The organism is Providencia alcalifaciens, from assembly GCF_020271745.1.
Classification (GTDB): Bacteria; Pseudomonadota; Gammaproteobacteria; order Enterobacterales; family Enterobacteriaceae; genus Providencia; species Providencia alcalifaciens_B.
This window is the reverse complement of sequence record NZ_CP084296.1, coordinates 2,571,738-2,591,177: the sequence shown is the minus strand read 5'-3', so window position 1 is coordinate 2,591,177 and position 19,440 is coordinate 2,571,738. Positions and strand designations below refer to the sequence as shown.

Annotated in this window: 19 protein-coding genes; 12 read left to right on the top strand and 7 right to left on the bottom strand. The window is 43.7% G+C overall.

Features of this window, described 5'->3' with window-relative positions; genetic code table 11:
• Nucleotides 1-58 precede the first annotated feature (58 nt).
• Nucleotides 59-982 (bottom strand): sugar kinase, encoded by a 924-nt coding sequence (locus tag LDO51_RS11910; protein ID WP_225574734.1) that lies wholly within the window; start codon nucleotides 980-982, stop codon nucleotides 59-61.
• A complete protein-coding gene (locus LDO51_RS11905) occupies nucleotides 979-2,001 on the bottom strand; it encodes an SPFH domain-containing protein (protein ID WP_225574733.1) in 1,023 nt (340 codons plus the stop codon). The genes LDO51_RS11910 and LDO51_RS11905 overlap by 4 nt, the downstream gene beginning before the upstream one ends.
• A 170-nt stretch (nucleotides 2,002-2,171) precedes the next feature.
• Here LDO51_RS11905 and LDO51_RS11900 point away from each other — a divergent pair, with 170 nt between their 5' ends.
• Complete coding sequence (locus tag LDO51_RS11900; RefSeq protein WP_225574732.1) at nucleotides 2,172-2,885, top strand: NUDIX hydrolase; 714 nt, start codon at nucleotides 2,172-2,174, stop codon at nucleotides 2,883-2,885.
• A gap of 66 nt (nucleotides 2,886-2,951) precedes the next feature.
• Here the strand turns inward: LDO51_RS11900 and LDO51_RS11895 are convergent, their stop codons facing one another.
• The 4 genes from LDO51_RS11895 to LDO51_RS19910 are packed head-to-tail and all read right to left on the bottom strand — an operon-like array spanning nucleotide 2,952 to nucleotide 6,724.
• Nucleotides 2,952-3,452 (bottom strand): protein disulfide oxidoreductase, encoded by a 501-nt coding sequence (locus LDO51_RS11895; RefSeq protein WP_225574731.1) that lies wholly within the window; start codon nucleotides 3,450-3,452, stop codon nucleotides 2,952-2,954.
• Nucleotides 3,453-3,459: 7 nt separating this feature from the next.
• Complete coding sequence (locus LDO51_RS11890) at nucleotides 3,460-4,188, bottom strand: DsbA family protein (protein WP_225574730.1); 729 nt, start codon at nucleotides 4,186-4,188, stop codon at nucleotides 3,460-3,462.
• Nucleotides 4,185-6,263 carry a protein-disulfide reductase DsbD family protein gene (locus LDO51_RS11885; protein ID WP_225574729.1) on the bottom strand — a complete coding sequence of 693 codons (2,079 nt, stop codon included), beginning with the start codon at nucleotides 6,261-6,263 and terminating at the stop codon, nucleotides 4,185-4,187. Before LDO51_RS11885 ends, LDO51_RS11890 begins: the two co-directional genes overlap by 4 nt.
• A 47-nt stretch (nucleotides 6,264-6,310) precedes the next feature.
• Complete coding sequence (locus tag LDO51_RS19910) at nucleotides 6,311-6,724, bottom strand: metal resistance protein (RefSeq protein WP_423810933.1); 414 nt, start codon at nucleotides 6,722-6,724, stop codon at nucleotides 6,311-6,313.
• 522 nt (nucleotides 6,725-7,246) lie between these two features.
• Here LDO51_RS19910 and LDO51_RS11880 point away from each other — a divergent pair.
• The 8 genes from LDO51_RS11880 to nadD all read left to right on the top strand — a co-directional run bounded on the left by LDO51_RS11880 (nucleotide 7,247) and on the right by nadD (nucleotide 15,742).
• Complete coding sequence (locus LDO51_RS11880) at nucleotides 7,247-8,140, top strand: glutamate/aspartate ABC transporter substrate-binding protein (protein WP_225574728.1); 894 nt, start codon at nucleotides 7,247-7,249, stop codon at nucleotides 8,138-8,140.
• A 114-nt stretch (nucleotides 8,141-8,254) separates the two neighbouring features.
• Nucleotides 8,255-8,995, top strand: coding sequence for an amino acid ABC transporter permease (locus LDO51_RS11875; protein ID WP_225574727.1), 741 nt, complete (start codon nucleotides 8,255-8,257; stop codon nucleotides 8,993-8,995).
• Between the two features lies 1 nt (nucleotide 8,996).
• Nucleotides 8,997-9,677 (top strand): glutamate/aspartate ABC transporter permease GltK, encoded by a 681-nt coding sequence (gene gltK / locus LDO51_RS11870; RefSeq protein WP_006660949.1) that lies wholly within the window; start codon nucleotides 8,997-8,999, stop codon nucleotides 9,675-9,677.
• On the top strand, nucleotides 9,674-10,399 hold the full coding sequence (locus LDO51_RS11865) for an amino acid ABC transporter ATP-binding protein (RefSeq protein ID WP_225574726.1): 726 nt from the start codon (nucleotides 9,674-9,676) through the stop codon (nucleotides 10,397-10,399). Before gltK ends, LDO51_RS11865 begins: the two co-directional genes overlap by 4 nt.
• 513 nt (nucleotides 10,400-10,912) lie before the next feature.
• Nucleotides 10,913-13,495, top strand: coding sequence for a leucine--tRNA ligase (leuS, locus tag LDO51_RS11860; RefSeq protein WP_225574725.1), 2,583 nt, complete (start codon nucleotides 10,913-10,915; stop codon nucleotides 13,493-13,495).
• Between the two features lie 12 nt (nucleotides 13,496-13,507).
• Nucleotides 13,508-14,047, top strand: coding sequence for an LPS assembly lipoprotein LptE (gene lptE, locus LDO51_RS11855; RefSeq protein WP_036947677.1), 540 nt, complete (start codon nucleotides 13,508-13,510; stop codon nucleotides 14,045-14,047).
• Nucleotides 14,047-15,081, top strand: coding sequence for a DNA polymerase III subunit delta (gene holA / locus LDO51_RS11850; RefSeq protein ID WP_225574724.1), 1,035 nt, complete (start codon nucleotides 14,047-14,049; stop codon nucleotides 15,079-15,081). The genes lptE and holA overlap by 1 nt, the downstream gene beginning before the upstream one ends.
• 4 nt (nucleotides 15,082-15,085) lie before the next feature.
• Nucleotides 15,086-15,742, top strand: a complete 657-nt coding sequence (gene nadD, locus LDO51_RS11845; RefSeq protein WP_225574723.1) for a nicotinate-nucleotide adenylyltransferase — start codon at nucleotides 15,086-15,088, stop codon at nucleotides 15,740-15,742.
• Here nadD and LDO51_RS19730 read toward each other — a convergent pair.
• On the bottom strand, nucleotides 15,733-16,455 hold the full coding sequence (locus LDO51_RS19730) for a YbgA family protein (protein ID WP_225574722.1): 723 nt from the start codon (nucleotides 16,453-16,455) through the stop codon (nucleotides 15,733-15,735). The genes nadD and LDO51_RS19730 overlap by 10 nt on opposite strands.
• Nucleotides 16,456-16,717: 262 nt before the next feature.
• Here LDO51_RS19730 and rsfS point away from each other — a divergent pair, with 262 nt between their 5' ends.
• Genes rsfS through mrdA form a run of 3 tightly spaced genes read left to right on the top strand, consistent with a single transcriptional unit; the run spans nucleotide 16,718 to nucleotide 19,439 of the window.
• A complete protein-coding gene (gene rsfS, locus LDO51_RS11835) occupies nucleotides 16,718-17,044 on the top strand; it encodes a ribosome silencing factor (protein WP_225574721.1) in 327 nt (108 codons plus the stop codon).
• A 2-nt stretch (nucleotides 17,045-17,046) separates the two neighbouring features.
• Nucleotides 17,047-17,517, top strand: coding sequence for a 23S rRNA (pseudouridine(1915)-N(3))-methyltransferase RlmH (rlmH, locus tag LDO51_RS11830; protein ID WP_225574720.1), 471 nt, complete (start codon nucleotides 17,047-17,049; stop codon nucleotides 17,515-17,517).
• Nucleotides 17,518-17,549: 32 nt separating this feature from the next.
• Nucleotides 17,550-19,439: a peptidoglycan DD-transpeptidase MrdA gene (gene mrdA, locus LDO51_RS11825; RefSeq protein ID WP_225574719.1), complete on the top strand. Its 1,890-nt coding sequence runs from the start codon at nucleotides 17,550-17,552 to the stop codon at nucleotides 19,437-19,439.
• The last annotated feature ends 1 nt before the right edge of the window (nucleotide 19,440 follow it).

Here is a 19,440-nt window from a genome sequence, read left to right as displayed (position 1 = left end):
GCTTTAAACCGATTAAAATCCCCGAAATCTCTTTCGATGATTCGGGGATTTTTTTAACCTAACCAATTAATAATCCCTGCGTTTCTGCAATCCCAATTGATACGATGCAACCTGCATTAAAATTTAAGTAATCATCTTCAATACCATCGGAAAAAATTACGCCATTTTCAGGCATTAAAGACTCTAACTGTAATGGCGTAGTTTGCTCAATGGTGCCAAACACTAATTCTGTTCCTGTCGTTCGACTGCGAAAAGGTTCTCTTACGCTGAACTGCAACCGTTTTTCATCCCAACCAAATCCCTGTGATAATGGATGAGAGTGAGTCCCTGCTATCGCCTGAGCCCCCGCAATAATAGATTGGAACCATCCCGTTGACCCCAACCCTGTCGAGACAATAATTCCTGATGATGATTGGAATTCTTGCTGCCCTTGCCATTTGACTCGATAACGTGCAGATGTATGGCTTTTAGGGCCTATAAATAGGTCGTTAACAGCTAATAGCGTTTGCCCATCGTTAGTTATTGCTTGTGCAAAGGTCACGGATTTTTGATGCACTTTTCCAGTTAGTGTGCGCGTCACCACGTCGAGTAACTGCCCAATTTCAAAAGGCAGTAATTTACCATCCCAGCGCGTCGGTTCCGGGTTAATGGCGATCACCGGCTGCCCATTAAGGTATTTGAGAGTGTTCGCCACTAAGCCGTCTTGACCTATCACTATCACAATATCCCGCGCTGAAAATTGGTAGCTAGGCAATAATTTTCTTTCCAGTAATTGAAAGCGCCCCATCGTTTTGAGAATCGACTCTGCTTGGATTAACTGCCGCTGATACACATCATGTTCGAGTAGGTAATCACTCACTTCAACATCATTATGTTCAAGATAAAACTTCGCTTGCGACCAGGTATTAAAACGCTCAATTAACTCCTGCAGACGGGTTTTTCGCATCACTAACACAAAGCGGACATCATCATGCTGGCTCATTGTTTCGCTCCTCTTTTCATTAATTGACCAAATAAATCTGGCGAGAGGTTAATTTCACCAATTTTGCCTGCGTTTTGAGCCAAGGATTCAAACGCCATTGCCATCAACTGCTCTGGGTTCATTTTCGCCAATGCCATCGCTTTCAAATTCTCTACAGGCAACTGACTATAGGCTTTCATTTTAGCTTCGATGGCATAAGCATCCGCCTCTGATTGAGTACGTTGATTTTCGACACTCAACGCCACCAGTTCATTACGTTTCGCTTCCAGATTCACCTGTGCAATTAATTCTTCTTGTTCGATTTCAGCCCGTTCACGCAGCAATGTACGCTCATTATCCAACCGAGCTTCTTCAATTTGCTGCTGCTTGGCTTGTACTGATAAATCCGTTTCTAATTCCGCTTCTTTGATAGTTCTTTCCTGCTCTACCGAAAATTTGCGTCTCGCATAAATCGCATCGTCAGCCTCTTTCAAAATCGATTCCCGTGCTTGAGCTTCCAGCGCTTTGAGCGTTTCAGGGGACGGTGTAATAGCTGAAATCGCCACATCCAAAATTTCTATACCTAAAGATTCAAGAGCAGGATGCTCAGACAATTGCTCAGAAACCAACATCACCAATGGTTGCCCCATAAGTAATGCATCTCGTAAATCGGTACTTTGTGTTTTTGCTTGGATGACGGTTTGGGCACTACGAACCACTCTATCACTTAGTTTTAACGGATCTTCTGACGCATAGGATTTACCATCTTGGGCAAGGTTAAAATTCAAGACATCCGCTGTTTTTTCTGGGTATTTCACTTGAAATGAAATTTGCCCTTGAATGCGCAAGCTTTGGAAATCTGCTGTCTGTAGATTAAAAATAAATGGCGCTTCTTGGGCATTCAAAGGTAATGCCGCAATGGACGTTTTATCTGCGTTATACCAAAAACTTAATCCTTTACCTTGCTTACGTACTGACCCATTGATGGATTGAATAATGAATGTCGATGAATCTGATTTGAAATATTTGAAATTTAACATGTTCTACCCCACTTAGTTCTTTGTGAAATCAATTAGTGTCCTTATGACCTTAATTAATTATTGTCCTATAGACACAAATAAGTCAACAATTAAATGTCTTAATGACACTAAATAAATTTTCGCGTATGATTTAACGCAAGACTAAAAACAGGGGAAAGGATCTTAATCACATGACAGAAAAAGAGTTTTTATCTAATTATGATCGACGAGATTATTTAACTCCTTTGCTCTCTGTGGATACCATATTATTTACTTATCATGAAAACACCTTAAAAGTGCTGCTCGTGGAACGCGCTAATTATCCGCAGAAAGGTCAATGGGGATTACCAGGTGGGTTCGTTGATGAAAATTGTGATGCCACGTTAGACGATACGGTATATCGCAAGTTAAAAGAGAAAACGGGGGTTGTTCCTCCTTATATCGAGCAGTTATGTACCGTAGGAAATTCAGAGCGAGACCCTCGTGGCTGGTCTGTGACGGTCTGCTATACCGCACTCATTGCTCACCAAGCCTGCGAAGCGCACATTGAAAGTGTGCATTCTGTTAAATGGGTTTCAATTGAAGAAATTGAGGGCATGACACTGGCTTTCGATCACTATCAGCTTTATTTACAAGCCCGTGAACGTTTACGCCAGAAATCCCTTTATTCCATTGTCCCGGGATTTGCGCTACCAGAGGTATTCACCTTAGCCGAGCTGCAACATGTTCATGAGGTTTTGATTGGCAAACCCATACAAAATAAATCCTTCCGCCGCCGCTTAGACCAAGCGGATTTATTGATTGATACCGGGGAAAAACGTCAAGAACGCGGGCGTCCAGCCAATCTTTATCGCTTAAAGTCCCAATCGGCTGACTATCGGTTTATTCGCAATCTCGAATTTTGATGAGAGAGTTTGAGATTAGAGTTTGATAAGAAAAATGCCCTTGATGCTGATACCAAGGGCATTTAATTAAAACGAAGCGAGCCATAAACGGCTTTTCAGCCCCAGATAACTCGTCCAGCCAGAAGTAAAACTCACCATTTCGCCTTTATCGATAATCATAAAGGTCGGTGTTGCTGTCACGCCAACCTGCGCAGCCAACTGACCGTTAGTATCATTCACTACAGGAAAATCTAATTCCTTATTTTCCATTCCGGCTAACAGTCGAGAAGACTCCCCCGAACGTAGTGCTACCGTCACCACAGGAACCCCTGATTTTGCTAAATCAGAAACGGTTGGCGATGTGAAGCGACAAACACCGCACCATGTGGCCCAGAAATAGACTAATACAGGCTGTTTTTGGCTAAGTTCAGCAATAGAAACCACTTCACCCGTTGCAAGGGTAAGTGGCTCTAATAACACGGGGGCAAGGCTTTGCGGTTTACGCCAAAAGTCCATCACCGTAAAAGCGATCACCAAAATCACCGCTAATACGATAAGCTCTTTTGACCACTTTTTGAGTCTCCCCATCACGCCATTATTTCGCTTTGCTGAGCTGTTCTTTCACGATGCGTTCAAATTCTTGTGCATCAACAGCCCCTGGGATCATTTCATCACCCACTAACGTTGCCGGTGTGCCGTTCACACCCAGCATGTTAGCTAGCTCAAGGTTTTTACGGATAGCTGCACGGCTCTTATCACTCGCTTTTAACTGACCGTTACCTGTTGCTTGCAGCGCTTCTTTGATGTTTGAATCAGATAACATCCCCTGTTTCGCCATCAGTTTTTGGTGCAGTGCTAAGAACGCTTTTGGATTTTCTTGCCATAACGTCATCGCTAATTGTGAAGATTCCAGCGAGGTTTCCCCTTTAAATGGCAGGTACTTGATGACGACTGCAACATCCGGGTTTTTCTTCACAATATCTTCTAACAGTGGGTCAAAACGTTTGCAGTATGGGCAGTTAAAGTCAGTAAAGTTCACCAAGACTAATTTGGCGTCTTTCGAGCCAATGCGCGGGCTAGTCGGGTCATTAAACAAGGCATCATGCTGATCTTTTAATACCTGTTTCATTTGCGCTTGTTGTTTTTCGCCTTGCTTCGCTTGTAAAGCCACAATCGCTTCTTCAAGGATCTCTGGGTTCTCAACTAATGTATCGCGTACCAGTTTACGGACTTGCGCTTCTTGGTCAGCAGTCAGTGGCGCTGCATGCGCTGCTGTCCCTAATACTAGTGAGGAAAATAAAACAGCTAATATCGTCTTTTTCATTTTTCGGCTCCTTTGGCCTCAGTCATAATTGATAATAAAGTTTCACGATCAAGTATTGTTGACAGTATTTTCCCCTCTGTCAGATTAGGGCCATAAATCTGGTTAAACGGCACAGCCACTTGCCCTCGACGTTGCAAAAATGCCGAGATTTCCGGTGAAGGTTTTGTCCAATCCCCTCGCAGTGCTACGACATCCGGCTCACTCAGTAAGTGCTGGACTTCGTCATTAAGTAAGACGTTATATTTATTCGCCTTACACGTCACACACCAGTCGGCTGTCACATCAATAAACACACGTTTATTATCCGCCAGCGCTTGTGTGATTGCGTTTTCAGACAGTGTTTGCCATTGTACTTTATCGGCAGCTAGCGTTTGGTGACCTTGTTGTTGGTCTATCGCCATCCAAGTAAACCCAGCACCCAGCGCCGAGAATAATAGGAATGGAAAAACTGCCGCGCGTACCCCGCGGTTCTTAAGAATAAATAACACTAAGATTAATAAAAACAGTACAGCGATAACGGTAGCAGTCATTGCACCAAAATGGGGAATTAATAAGCTGATTAACCATAAGCAGGAAACCAACATCATTAAGCCCAGTACAGCGCGTAATTTCAGCATCCATGTTCCCGGTTTTGGTAACGCTTTCGCAATCATAGGGAATGCTGCAATCAATAACCACGGGAGGCTCATCCCGATACCTAATGCAGTGAAAATCAGCCACAATTGCGACATAGGTGCCGCCAATGCAAAGGCGACAGCCGTGCCCAAAAATGGTGCAGAACAGGGTGTTGCTAAGAGTGTCGCGAAGACCCCTTGCCAGAAATGCCCACTATTACCCTGCCCACCAGCGGTGGCTAAACGCGTATTCGCTTTACTGCCTAGGTTAATTTCAAACAACCCAAATAAATTCGCAGTAAACAGCGCCGTAATTAGCACCATAAAACCGATAAACCATGGGCTTTGGAACTGAATTCCCCAACCAACAACCTGCTGTCCCCATCTCAAGAATGTCATCAACAAAGCTAATAACCAGAATGAGACTAAAATCCCCGATGAAGAGAGCAAGAATTGCCGACGAATGATTTTTTGTTCACCTTGAGGAACCAATAAGACAGAGCCGAGTTTCATCGCCAGTACAGGCAAAACACACGGCATTAAGTTCAGGATCAGACCGCCAAGTAGCGCAAATAAAACTATCTGCCATAAACCCAGCGCGTGCCCACTGTCATCTCCAGACGTAGAACCTGTATAAGGCACCACATTGCCATGAATTTGTTGAGATAACTCACCATCCGACACGACAAATGAAACCGTTTTACCCACAAGATTAGGCGCTTCGCCGCCCCAGTCATCGCTAACATCAATGGTGGCAGTTAACTTGTTGCCAGAATATTTTAAGGATGGAACCCCAAGGCTCGCGCCATCCACAACATCGGTAAACAGATGCGGGTCAATCCATGTATTATCGGCGGCTTTTTGTAACTCTACCGTCAATTTATTGCCAGCAAAGCCAAATTGTGCTTGTTCAACAAGCCCACTAACCGCAGGCACGCTACCTTTTGCTTGATTAAATGCCCAGCTAAAATCCGCAGGAGCCGGTTCAGTGAGATCCAATTCAAAGGGGTAGTCAGTTAAAATACAAACATTACTGCACGTTGATAATGTCAGTGTGCCTGACAATTTATCGAGATGCTCACTGCTGGTGACTGTAATAGGGAAAACCACGTCTCCCATATAACCTTGTGTCGACACACCCGCGACATCAAAGCGCCCCGGCGTTGGCCATAGCCACTCCACCGTTTTGACAGGTGAAGACCAGTTTATTTCCGGTGCTACGCCCCCTTCTCCCGGTGAGCGCCAATAGGTCTTCCAGCCATCATCGAGTTTTACATCCAGTAAAATATCGACCTTGCCCTCTTTTTGTGCAGAGCTCAGCAAGCGAACCTGTACATGGCTCGGTGTGTTTGCGGTCATAAACCCCGTGTTAGCAGGTTGCAACCAGCCTGTATCCGCAGCTTGTATGCTGCTAGAAAATACAGTCAATAAAACAATTAACGCATTAATAAAAAAACGCATGATTCCTCCAGAATAAATAACAGCGACGAACAATAAGCCGCGGCTTTCTAATCCCGAAGATTACAGAATTGTAGATGACGCCGAACGCCAGGTGGGGAATGGCTCTCTTCACGGTTTGCTCTATATATAAATAGCCTAGTGCAAAAGATAGCGAATGCCGCTAAAGAAAGAAATATAAAAAAGAGAGGCTCTATCACAGCAGGAACAAGAGTGAAGAGTGATTTGGAACTTAACTCACACGTTGAAAGCTTCACAGGCTTGCTATTTTGTTCATTTATATCCGAAAGATAATGCGCTGAGGAAAGTTGGATTTGATTCGCTACCGCAGAAATCTGTATTGGAGTCGATGTCAACATTGAGGCGAATAAGCGCTCTCCGACGGCTCTTTGATTCATACAAATCAACACCATCAGACAGGCAAACAGCACTAATCCTTTACCTAGCTTCATCGACCTCGTCATGTCTGCCTCAGATCATCTTCCTGAATTCACAATAATTAGCTAATTAAGTTAATAATAGGTTACATCTTACACAGGCAAATAAGCAACACAAGCACCATCATCTAACTTTACAAACAGTTTTCATTTATAAAATTAACTATTTTTTGCATTTTATCCGAAAAGCGGCACGGAACTTGCTACCTACTTACATGAATAGCAAAACGAAACTATTTTGCACACTTTCGGTGCGCGATAGTCGAGTTTCGGCGGTTTGTCTCTTTATTGGTGTTGCAGTTCACAACTGCCTAAATAATATGGGAGATAGCTCCCGAATTTAAAACAATTCGTTTTCAAAACTCATATTTTTTAATTACTTTTTAACAATAATAAAACATACAGCCGATGATCGTGTCATGATAAAAACCTCACGAAACATCTGCAAACACAACACCACAAAACCAAAATAAATCGAGCAATGTATCGCTAAAGTACATACCTCGAAATATGGCGGATTGACACCGATGTTCTAAAGGAGCTGTAATTATGCGTATCAGCAAGCTTGTTTTAACAATGATGCTTTTGGGTGCAACCTGCGCAGTTCAAGCAGAAGAATTAAACGGTACTCTGAAAAAGATCAAAGATAATGGTGTGATAGTCGTGGGTCACCGCGAATCGTCAGTGCCATTCTCTTACTATGATAATAACCAGAAAGTTGTTGGCTACTCACAAGACTATTCCAATCTCATTGTTGATTCAGTGAAAAAGAAACTCAATATGCCTGATTTACAGGTGAAATTGATCCCTATCACTTCGCAAAACCGTATTCCATTGCTGCAAAATGGCACATTTGATTTCGAATGTGGCTCCACAACCAATAACGTAGAGAGACAAAAACAAGCTGCATTCTCTAATACTATTTTCGTTGTCGGTACTCGACTGCTAGCCAAAAAAGATTCCGGCGTTAAAGATTTTGCCGACTTAGCAGGTAAAAATGTGGTTGTGACTTCAGGCACAACATCTGAAGTGCTCCTGAATAAGTTAAATGACGAGAAAAACATGAAGATGCGCATTATCAGTGCAAAAGACCACGGTGACTCATTCCGTACTTTAGAATCTGGTCGTGCGGTTGCCTTTATGATGGACGATGCCCTATTAGCCGGTGAGCGCGCAAAAGCGAAACAACCGGATATCTGGGAAATCGTAGCAAAACCGCAAACTGAAGAAGCTTACGGCTGTATGCTGCGTAAAGATGACCCACAATTTAAAGCACTGGTCGATGAAACTATTTCAACGGCACAAAAATCTGGTACAGCAGAGAAATCATTTGAACGCTGGTTCAATCAACCAATCCCACCGAAGAACCTGAATCTGAAGTTTACGTTATCTGATGAAATGAAAGCGCTGTTCAAATCACCAAACGATAAAGCATTAAACTAATAAAAAAGACAAACAGGGTGTTACTGAAGTAGGAGTCGCAAGGCGGTCGTTCCCGCCTTGCTTTCTCTTATCGCAGTATTCGGGACAATCAAATTGCCCACAGGAAGTCATATTATGTCAATTAATTGGAATTGGGGGATATTCCTTGAGAATGCCCCATTTGGGAATACCACCTATTTAGGGTGGTTAATATCTGGCTTAGAAGTCACTGTCACGCTATCCATCTGCGCTTGGATCATCGCCTTTCTGGTTGGCTCATTTTTCGGTATTTTACGCACAGTACCTAACCGCTTTTTAGCCTTTTTAGGTACTGCTTACGTTGAATTATTCCGTAACGTTCCGCTGATTGTTCAGTTCTTCACTTGGTATTTAGTGATCCCTGAACTACTGCCACAATCCATCGGCGACTGGTTTAAAATGGAGTTAGATCCTAACTACCAGTTTTTCCTCTCCTCCATGCTATGCCTTGGCTTGTTTACTGCTGCCCGAATGACTGAGCAAGTTCGTGCTGCTATTCAATCTCTGCCAAGAGGGCAACGTAATGCAGGGCTCGCGATGGGGCTAACTTTGCCACAAACCTATCGCTATGTACTGCTACCGAATGCTTATCGCGTCATTTTACCGCCGATGACCTCAGAAATGCTGAACTTGGTGAAAAACTCCGCTATCGCATCCACCATCGGGTTAGTCGATATGGCGGCACAAGCAGGAAAATTACTCGATTACTCAGCCCATGCTTGGGAGTCTTTTACCGCAATCACACTGGCATATGTTGGTATCAACTTGATTATTATGTTGTTGATGAGTTTGCTTGAACGCAAAGTGCGCTTACCCGGCACACTAGGAGGACGCTAAGATGGCTTATCAATTTGATTGGAGTTCCATTGAGCCAAGCATCCCATTCTTAGTGGATGGCTTTATTATCACAGCCAAAATTACGGCAGCGGCCATTGTGGTTGGGATTTTATGGGGAACCGTACTGGCTGTTATGCGTTTATCCAGTATTAAGCCATTGCGTTGGCTGGCGGCCTTTTACGTCAATACCTTCCGCTCAGTCCCGTTAGTTATGGTACTGTTTTGGTTCTATTTAGTTGTGCCTAACATATTACAAAATGTTCTAGGCTTATCACCAAAAAATGATATTCGTTTAATATCAGCAGTGGTAGCCTTCTGTCTTTTTGAAGCGGCTTACTACTCTGAAATTATCCGTGCAGGTATTCAAAGTATCTCGAAAGGTCAAGCAAGTGCTTCCCTCGCGTTAGGTATGACCCAAATGCAAACCATGCGTTTAGTCGTATTACCACAAGCGTTTAGAGCGATGGTGCCATTATTACTGACCCAAGGTATTGTATTATTCCAAGATACCTCTTTAGTGTATGTTCTTGGGTTAACCGACTTCTTCAGAACCGCCACCAATATTGGTGAACGTGACGGTACGCAAGTCGAAATGATACTCTTTGCGGGACTCATCTACTTTATTTTCAGTTTCGGCGCTTCAATGCTGGTGAATTATCTTAAGAAAAGGACTGTTTCATGATTACCCTGAAAAATGTATCTAAATGGTATGGCCAATTTCAGGTGCTCACAGATTGCACAACTGAGGTCAAAAAAGGCGAAGTTGTGGTTGTATGCGGGCCGTCTGGTTCTGGTAAATCCACATTAATAAAAACAGTAAATGGGTTGGAGCCAATTCAACAGGGTGAAATTTTCGTTAACGATATCCAAGTTAATAGCAAAAAAACTGACCTTGCGAAGCTACGCTCAAAAGTCGGCATGGTGTTCCAACACTTTGAACTGTTTCCTCACCTTTCCATTATTGAGAACCTGACGTTAGCGCAAGTTAAAGTCTTAAATCGCGACAAAAAAACCGCTGAAGCTAAAGGCTTAAAATTACTGGAGCGGGTTGGATTGGCAAGCCATGCCAATAAATTCCCTGCACAGCTCTCTGGTGGTCAACAGCAACGTGTCGCCATCGCCCGCGCGCTGTGTATGGACCCGATTGCCATGCTGTTTGATGAACCCACTTCCGCCCTCGACCCAGAAATGATCAATGAAGTGCTGGATGTTATGGTGGAGTTAGCGAATGAAGGCATGACTATGATGGTGGTGACCCACGAAATGGGCTTTGCGAAAAAAGTGGCCAACCGCGTTATCTTTATGGATGAAGGTAAAATCATCGAAGACAGTAAAAAAGAGGATTTCTTCGCCAATCCGAAGTCAGACCGCGCGAAAGATTTTCTGGCAAAAATCTTACATTAATCTCGCTTTAGGTTGCAGAAAGTCCGACAGGGCTTTTTGCAACTTTTCCCTCAACTTTTCTTACCCACACAAAATTCACCTCGTTTTCTTGATTGTCACTTTTCTGCGCTTGAAATCTCTTAAAAAATTCTCTAACGTGTTCTAAGTTCAAATAAAATTGTGAACAAAGCAAATTCCCCCTGAAATAGTTCAAGTTTTAGGTAGTAAATTGAATTATGATAGGCGATACGCTTATTATTTTGTGCGCGTTCTTAGTTTCATCAACGTATGGCAATATCAACGTATCGCCAACCACTATGTAGCACAAAATATAACAAACAGCTGAAACAGCAAGACCAAGTCCCTGTAAATTCATCTAATCGACGATTCATCGTTTTTTACAGACACAATGGCTTTCGGCATTGTTGTTTTCATGTGTGATCCGCTATGCTATGCGGATCCATTTTATAGAAAAGACATTCACCTGCTACAGACTAAACTGTAGCGATTATTCACCATAGGATTATCGGTGCCATGCAAGAACAATATCGTCCAGAAGATATAGAGCCTAAAGTACAGCGTCACTGGGATGAACACCAAACGTTCAAAGTGACAGAAGACAACAGCAAAGAGAAATACTACTGCCTGTCCATGCTACCTTACCCTTCTGGTCGACTACACATGGGCCACGTTCGTAACTACACCATTGGTGACGTGATCTCCCGCTACCAGCGTATGCTGGGCAAAAACGTTCTGCAACCAATCGGTTGGGATGCGTTTGGTCTACCCGCTGAAGGTGCCGCAGTTAAAAATAACACCGCGCCAGCACCATGGACTTACGCCAATATCGATTACATGAAAGGTCAGCTGAAAATGCTGGGCTTCGGTTACGATTGGAACCGCGAAGTGACCACCTGTACGCCAGAATATTACCGTTGGGAACAGTGGTTCTTCACTAAGCTGTATGAAAAAGGCTTAGTCTACAAAAAAACCTCCGCAGTAAACTGGTGTCCACACGACTTAACCGTTCTCGCAAACGAACAAGTTATCGATGGCTGCTGCTGGCGCTGTGATAGCCAAGTTGAGCGTAAAGAGATCCCTCAGTGGTTTATCAAAATCACCGACTACGCAGAAGAACTGCTCAATGACTTGGACAAACTGGAAGATTGGCCAGAACAAGTTAAAACCATGCAGCGCAACTGGATTGGTCGCTCTGAAGGTGTGGAAATCACTTTTGATGTTGCTGATCGCGCAGAGAAATTAACTGTCTACACCACCCGTCCAGATACATTTATGGGTGCAACCTATGTGGCGGTTGCAGCAGGTCACCCATTAGCGCAAGAAGCTGCCAAAGCGAATAGTGAATTAGCCGACTTTATCGATGAATGCCGTAATACCAAAACCGCGGAAGCGGATATGGCGACCATGGAGAAAAAAGGTCTGGCGACAGGTCTGTATGTCGTTCATCCATTAACCCAAGAAAAATTACCAATTTGGGTCGCGAACTTTGTTCTGATGGAATACGGCACAGGTGCAGTGATGGCAGTTCCAGCTCACGACCAACGTGACTGGGAATTTGCCCACAAATACAATCTGCCAATCAAAGCGGTAATTGCAGATGCCGAAGGCAATACGCCTGATTTATCTCAAGAAGCGATGACTGAGAAAAACGCCCTGATCAATTCAGGTGAATTTACTGGTTTAAGCAACGAAGCTGGCTTCAACGCTATCGCAGATAAACTGGTTTCGCTTGGGGCAGGCCAACGCAAAGTCAATTATCGCTTACGTGACTGGGGTGTTTCCCGTCAACGTTACTGGGGCGCGCCAATTCCAATGGCAACCTTAGAAGATGGTACCGTGGTTCCTGTTCCTGAAGACCAGTTACCGGTTATTTTACCGGAAGATGTCACCATGAACGGCATCACTAGCCCAATTAAAGCGGATCCTGAGTGGGCAAAAACTACCATCAACGGTCAGCCAGCGCTGCGTGAAACCGATACGTTCGATACCTTTATGGAATCATCTTGGTACTACGCACGTTACACTTGCCCACAATACGATGATGGCATGTTGAACCCTGAAGCGGCGAACTACTGGCTGCCAGTGGATCAATACATCGGTGGTATTGAACACGCCATCATGCACTTAATGTATTTCCGCTTCTTCCACAAATTAATGCGTGATGCAGGACTGGTGAACTCTGATGAGCCAGCAAAACGTTTACTGTGCCAAGGTATGGTTCTGGCTGACGCCTTCTACTACACCGGTAGCGATGGTCATCGTGTATGGGTTTCTCCTGCTGATGCGATTGTTGAACGTGATGACAAAAACCGTATTACTAAAGCAGTAGACAGCGAAGGTCATGAACTGGTTTATACTGGCATGAGCAAGATGTCTAAATCTAAGAACAACGGTATTGACCCGCAATTAATGGTCGAAAAATACGGTGCTGATACCGTCCGTCTGTTCATGATGTTTGCCGCGCCACCAGAATTAACTCTGGAGTGGCAAGAGTCTAGCGTTGAAGGGGCTAACCGTTTCGTTCGTCGTGTATGGCGTTTAGTTCATGAACACGCACAAAAAGGTGCAACTCAGCCATTAGACATCAGCGCATTAACTCCAGAACAAAAAGATTTACGTCGCGACTTACATAAAACCATCGCGAAAGTGACTGACGATGTGGGTCGTCGTTACGCATTCAACACCGCTATCGCTGCGGTCATGGAATTTATGAACAAGTTAGTTCGCGCTCCGCAAGAAACTGAGCAAGACCGCGCTTTAGTTCAAGAATCTTTAGATGCTATCACGCTGATGTTATCGCCAATCATTCCACACGCTTGTTTCGAAATGTGGAAAGCATTAGGTCACAATGACGATATCGATTTTGCAAGCTGGCCTGTAGCTGACGAACAAGCCATGATCGACGATACTAAACTGGTTGTTGTCCAAGTTAACGGTAAAGTACGCGGTCGTATTACGGTACCTGCTGATGCTAACCAAGAATTCGTTCTGGAAATGGCATCACAAGAAGGCAGCGTCGCGAAATACCTCGAAGGCGTTAGCATCCGTAAAGTCATTTACGTACCTGGTAAATTACTGAACTTAGTTGTTGGCTGATAAGGAGCCCAAGTGCGCTATCTGATAACTTTATTTCTCAGCCTGTCGGTGCTAGTCACCGCAGGTTGCGGTTTTCGTCTTCAAGGAACCACGCAACTTCCCGAAGAACTGAAAACGTTACAGTTAAGTTCTGGCGACCCGTACAGTTACCAAACTCGTGCGGTTAGGGAACAACTGCGACTCAATAACGTGACTCTGCTAGATTCAGGCCGCGCTGATGTGCCTATTTTGAAAATTGTAGGTTCAACAGAAAGCACCGATACCGTTTCGATTTATCAAGATGGTAAAGCGGCAGAGAAACAACTGACATTGGTCATGAAGGCGCAAGTGTTAATGCCTGATGGTGCTATTTATCCGCTGGAAACAAAAGTTGTGCGGACTTTCTTTGATAACCCGTTAGAAGCGCTCGCAAAAGATGCTGAGAACGAGATTGTGAAGCAAGAGATGCAACAACAAGCGGCACGTAACATCGTGCGCAAACTGCTTCTGGTTCACAGTGCTGAGTTAGAAAAAGCGAAAGCGCAAGCGGCTGAGAAACCTGTTGCCGAATAATGATACGCATTTATCCTGAACAGCTGGCCTCTTCGTTACAAGAGTCTCTAAGAGGCCGCTATCTCATTTGGGGCTCAGAGCCCCTTCTTATTCAAGAAAGCCAAGATGCTATCCGCCAAGTTGCACGCCAGCAAGGTTTTGAAGAGCATTTCACTTTCTCTTTAGAGCAACATACTGATTGGGATGAAATTTTTAGCCTCTGCCAAGCACTGAGTCTGTTTGCCAGTCGCCAAATGCTTACCCTATTTTTGCCTGAAAATGGACCTAATGCCGCGATGGCAGACAAGCTAACTCAGCTCGCCGGTTTACTTCATCCCGACCTGCTATTAGTTCTGCGCGGGCATAAACTTACCAAAGCGCAAGAAAACAGTGCTTGGTTCAAAGCCATCAGCCAAGATGGTATCTATGTCAGTTGCCTAACGCCTGAATATCAACGTTTACCGCAGTGGGTCTCTAAACGTGCTAGCCAGATGCGACTCTCATTAGAAACAGAAGCAAACCAATTACTTTGCTATTGCTATGAAGGTAATTTATTGGGATTAGCGCAAGCGCTGGAGAGACTTGCCCTGCTCTATCCTGATGGGAAGCTCACTTACCCTCGCGTCGAAAGTGCAGTGAATGATTCCGCCCATTTTACACCCTACCATTGGGTGGATGCGATTCTAGCCGGTAAGCCGCGCCGTTCATGGCATATCCTTGAGCAGCTCAAGCAAGAAGATGTTGAACCTGTCATTTTACTACGTGCTATCCAACGGGAATTAATGTTGCTGATCACGTTAAAGCGTCAATCTGCGACCACTTCATTAAAAACGCTATTTGACCAACATAAAGTTTGGCAAAACCGTCGTGGTCTATTAGGGGATGCAATACAGCGTTTAAGTCTACATCAATTACAATCAGCATTGATGTTACTGACTCAAGCCGAGATTCATACCAAACAAGATTTTGCTAACTCCTCTTGGTCAGATCTACAATCTTTATCCATGCTATTGTGCGGTAAAAAAGACGCAGAACATTTTATTCAACATAGGTAAGAGTATGACCTGTAAACCTCAAGGCCTTCAGGCATTATTTGGCGGTACTTTCGATCCGATTCATTATGGGCACTTGCGCCCAGTCGAAGCCCTTGCCAAACAAGTTGGCTTACAAAGAGTCATTCTATTACCTAATCATGTTCCCCCCCATCGCCCACAACCTCAAGCCTCACCAATGCAACGTTTGGAGATGGTACAACTCGCAGTTCAAAATAATCCTTTATTTACTGTTGATACTCGAGAACTGCAAAAGAGCACGCCCTCATATACCCTTGAAACTTTAAGTGAACTACGTGAAGAGTTGGGAAGCACTCAACCACTGGCCTTTATTATTGGGCAGGATTCACTGTTATCCATCAATACTTGGTATGGGTGGGAGCAACTTTTAGAAAAATGTCATTTATTAGTTTGTGCTAGACCAGGATATTCTACTCACTTTTCTAACCCACAAATGCAACAGTGGCTCAATCAACATCAAACGGATAATCCTCGTCAATTAAGCCTGCAAGCAAAGGGGCTTATCTTTATTGCTGACACTCCTCTAGTGAATATTTCAGCCACTGAAATTCGCCAAAAATTAAGCTCAGGGGATTCATGTAATGATTTAATTCCTCATGCCGTTTTAGAATATATTCAGGCTCATCACCTTTATCAAGAATAAGGTAATACCCTAATCTGCTCACAATGAGGATATGGTTCAAAATAATATTGTTCACTTAAATAGCTATCAGGATATTGAATAAGTAACTGCCGCATCATCAATAATGGCTGGTTTATCGGTATTCTCCCGTCACGGTAATCATTAATTAACGCCAATAAATGTTTTTTCTCATCTCTCGTCGCCCTACGTTTAAAATATCCTTGCATGTGACTAAGCGCATTAACTTGAATATTTTTGGGTGGCATTAATGCAAAGATCTCCATTAAGCTCGCCTTATATTGTGCAAAAAACAATTTCAAGTCATCGCCTTTCTTAATCCCTGCAACTAGCTTACCGGTCAATTGATAGCCAGTTGGTGAATACGCCATGATGAGATACTTATGCTGACTATGAAATAGAATAATCCCATGATGCGTTAACTGCTGGGCCAATATTTCAATCCGTTGTAAGAGATACAATTGCGTAAAAAAATGGTCAAGTTGCTGCACATTTTGCCATTCAGTGTCAGTAATAACCGGTAAACTTGCAGGAAAAAATGCCAGTAATCTTTGTGCATGGTGTTTTGGAAAAATAATTCCTACACTTTCATTGTCCGTCTGATTAAATTCTTCTGGCGAAAAACACGTCACAATGGAATCGGTTAATGGCTGTATTTCGCTAGATGGATAAGCGATTCCATCTAGCATTAAAACTTTTGGCTTAATTAATTGCACATTATCTCTCTTATCCTAAAATACTTCTGGAGTAGTGAAGATGACTAACTTTGTAAAGTTACTACAAATTTGTTGCTCAATGGACGATATATCCCTATAAATTGCCCTCCTATGCCAATAAAAAATAATTTAGCCGATTTTTGTGAAAATCTAGGGTAAAATGGCGGCACTTTACTAGGGTAATCCCCCTAGAAAACACAATGATGAACAGTCTTTAACAAGAATAGTGTTTAACAAGAGATTCTCTCAATTTGAATAAAAGGTGAACCTTTTGCAAGGAACTGAACTCCAACAATTTATTATCGATCAACTTGAAGATGCGAAAGCTGAAGATATCATTTCGATCGATGTCCATGAAAAATCAAGTGTTACTGACCAAATGATCATCTGCACAGGAACGTCAACTCGTCATCTGATGTCTGTTGCTGATCGTTTAATTGATGCGTGCCGTAAAAACGGTTTAATGCCTCTCGGTGTTGAAGGTCAAGGCATTTCAGACTGGATTGTTGTCGACCTTGGTGATGCCATCGTCCATATCATGCAAGATGAAAGCCGCCGCATGTACGAACTTGAAAAGCTCTGGAGCTGAGTTTGAAATTACAACTCATCGCTGTCGGAACTAAAATGCCGGACTGGGTACAGACCGGCTTTATGGATTACCTTCACCGTTTTCCCAAAGATATGCCTTTCGAATTAACCGAAGTCCCCGCAGGAAAACGTGGAAAAAATGCAGACATCAAACGTATTCTCGAAAAAGAAGGTGAATTGATGCTTGCTGCTGTCGGCAAAGGCAATCGTATCGTCACGCTGGATATTCCAGGGGATCGTTGGGATACACCAAAATTAGCCGTACAGTTAGACAAGTGGAAACAAGATGGTCGTAATGTCAGCCTGTTAATTGGTGGACCAGAAGGACTTGCTCCGGCGTGTAAAGATGCCGCAGAACAAAGTTGGTCTCTATCACCACTAACACTACCCCATCCGCTAGTTCGAGTCCTTGTTGCCGAAAGTCTTTATCGGGCATGGAGTATTACAACTAATCATCCATATCATCGGGAATAGTTAGGAATTAATTTGTACACAATGGCAATGGGATGAAACAACAACGCACCCCTTTTCGCGACCATACCGCAGAATCAGTTTTATTTATTCGCCGGGCATTAATTGCTTTCGGCGTCATTGTCATACTTACTTCAATCCTCGTGACCAATTTGTATCATCTACAAGTAGTCCGTCATGACGATTACCAAACACGCTCAAATGATAACCGTATTAAATTGGTGCCTATTGCGCCTAGCCGCGGCATTATTTATGACCGAAAAGGCACTCAGTTAGCCCTCAATAGTACCTTTTATCAGCTAGAAATTGTTCCTGAAAAAGTCGATAACTTACAGGAAACACTTAATAAGCTGCGGGATGTTGTTGACCTTACTGACGAAGATATCACCAACTTTGAAAAAGAGCGTAAACGCTCTCGCCGCTTTACCTCTATCGCACTGAAAACGCAGTTGAATGAAGTCCAAGTTGCACGCTTTGCTGTTAATCAATATCGCTTTCCCGGCTTAGAAGTAAAAAGTTATCAGCGCCGCTCATACCCATATGGTTCCGCATTAACTCACGTCATTGGCTACGTCGCGAAAATTAACGATAAAGACGTTGAACGCCTTGATAAAGAAGGATTATTACCAAACTACGCCGCCAGCCATGATATCGGTAAATTAGGTATTGAGCGTTACTATGAAGATGTCTTACATGGTAAAACGGGCTACGAAGAAGTTGAAGTGAATAGCCGTGGCCGCGTGATCCGCCAATTACACGAGCAGCCACCGCAAGCAGGTCGCGATGTCTATCTCACTATCGATCTCGAATTACAGACTTATATTGAGAAAATCCTCACCACCAGCCGTGCCGCAGTCGTCGTCACAGACCCACGTAATGGTGAGATCCTCGCATTGGTTTCCACGCCAAGTTACGATTCAAACTTGTTTGTGAACGGAATTTCCAACAAAGATTACCAAGAGCTGTTAAATAACCCTAACAGACCGTTGATCAACCGCGCGACTCAGGGCTTATATCCACCAGCATCCACGGTAAAACCCTTTATCTCTGTCGCGGCATTAAGCGAAAAAGTAATTACCCCGAACACGACAATTTACGATCCCGGTTGGTGGCAACTCCCCGGCTCTGAAAAACGTTACCGAGACTGGAAACGCTGGGGACATGGTAAGCTGAATGTTGTCAAATCGATCATTGAATCTGCGGATACCTTCTTCTACCAAGTCGCTTATGACATGGGAATTGACCGTCTTTCCGAATGGATGACCCGCTTTGGTTATGGGGAATATACTGGTATTGACCTTTCCGAAGAGCGTCAAGGGATCATGCCAACCCGTGAATGGAAACAAAAACGCTATAAAAAGCCATGGTATCAAGGGGACACAATCCCTGTCGGGATTGGTCAAGGTTATTGGACATCAACGCCAATCCAAATGTCTAAAGCATTGATGACATTGATTAATGACGGAAAAGTCAAAACGCCTCATTTGCTATATGGAACCAAACTTGGTGATGCCATGGTACCTTATGAAGACAAAGAGACCCGACAAATTGGCGATATCCATTCTGGATATTGGGAGCTCGCCAAAACGGGTATGTACGGCGTGGCCAATGCGCCAAATGGTACCGGTAAGCGTAGTTTCGTAGGGACACCTTATAAAGTTGCTGCAAAATCAGGAACGGCACAGGTGTTTAGTTATGAAACCTATAACGCCAGTAAATTAGCCGAGCATTTGCGTGACCATAAACTAATGATTGCTTATGCACCTTATGATAACCCCACTATTTCCGTTGCCATTATTTTAGAAAACGGGGGGGCAGGCCCTGCAGTTGGTGATATTGTTCGCCAAATCTTTGACCATGTCCTGTTAGGTGATAACAAAACCCAAGTTGAGAGTACGGGTGCCAGTGCAGAGGAAGATCGTTAAT

Coding starts and splice junctions, on each gene's coding strand:
- LDO51_RS19910 (WP_423810933.1), bottom strand. CDS start 6,724: ATGACGAGGTCGATGAAGCTAGGTAAAGGATTAGTGCTGTTTGCCTGT.
- LDO51_RS11895 (WP_225574731.1), bottom strand. CDS start 3,452: ATGGGGAGACTCAAAAAGTGGTCAAAAGAGCTTATCGTATTAGCGGTG.
- mrdA (WP_225574719.1), top strand. CDS start 17,550: ATGAAACAACAACGCACCCCTTTTCGCGACCATACCGCAGAATCAGTT.
- LDO51_RS11905 (WP_225574733.1), bottom strand. CDS start 2,001: ATGTTAAATTTCAAATATTTCAAATCAGATTCATCGACATTCATTATT.
- LDO51_RS11910 (WP_225574734.1), bottom strand. CDS start 982: ATGAGCCAGCATGATGATGTCCGCTTTGTGTTAGTGATGCGAAAAACC.
- LDO51_RS11865 (WP_225574726.1), top strand. CDS start 9,674: ATGATTACCCTGAAAAATGTATCTAAATGGTATGGCCAATTTCAGGTG.
- leuS (WP_225574725.1), top strand. CDS start 10,913: ATGCAAGAACAATATCGTCCAGAAGATATAGAGCCTAAAGTACAGCGT.
- LDO51_RS11885 (WP_225574729.1), bottom strand. CDS start 6,263: ATGCGTTTTTTTATTAATGCGTTAATTGTTTTATTGACTGTATTTTCT.
- LDO51_RS11875 (WP_225574727.1), top strand. CDS start 8,255: ATGTCAATTAATTGGAATTGGGGGATATTCCTTGAGAATGCCCCATTT.
- nadD (WP_225574723.1), top strand. CDS start 15,086: ATGACCTGTAAACCTCAAGGCCTTCAGGCATTATTTGGCGGTACTTTC.
- LDO51_RS11890 (WP_225574730.1), bottom strand. CDS start 4,188: ATGAAAAAGACGATATTAGCTGTTTTATTTTCCTCACTAGTATTAGGG.
- holA (WP_225574724.1), top strand. CDS start 14,047: ATGATACGCATTTATCCTGAACAGCTGGCCTCTTCGTTACAAGAGTCT.
- LDO51_RS11900 (WP_225574732.1), top strand. CDS start 2,172: ATGACAGAAAAAGAGTTTTTATCTAATTATGATCGACGAGATTATTTA.
- LDO51_RS11880 (WP_225574728.1), top strand. CDS start 7,247: ATGCGTATCAGCAAGCTTGTTTTAACAATGATGCTTTTGGGTGCAACC.
- gltK (WP_006660949.1), top strand. CDS start 8,997: ATGGCTTATCAATTTGATTGGAGTTCCATTGAGCCAAGCATCCCATTC.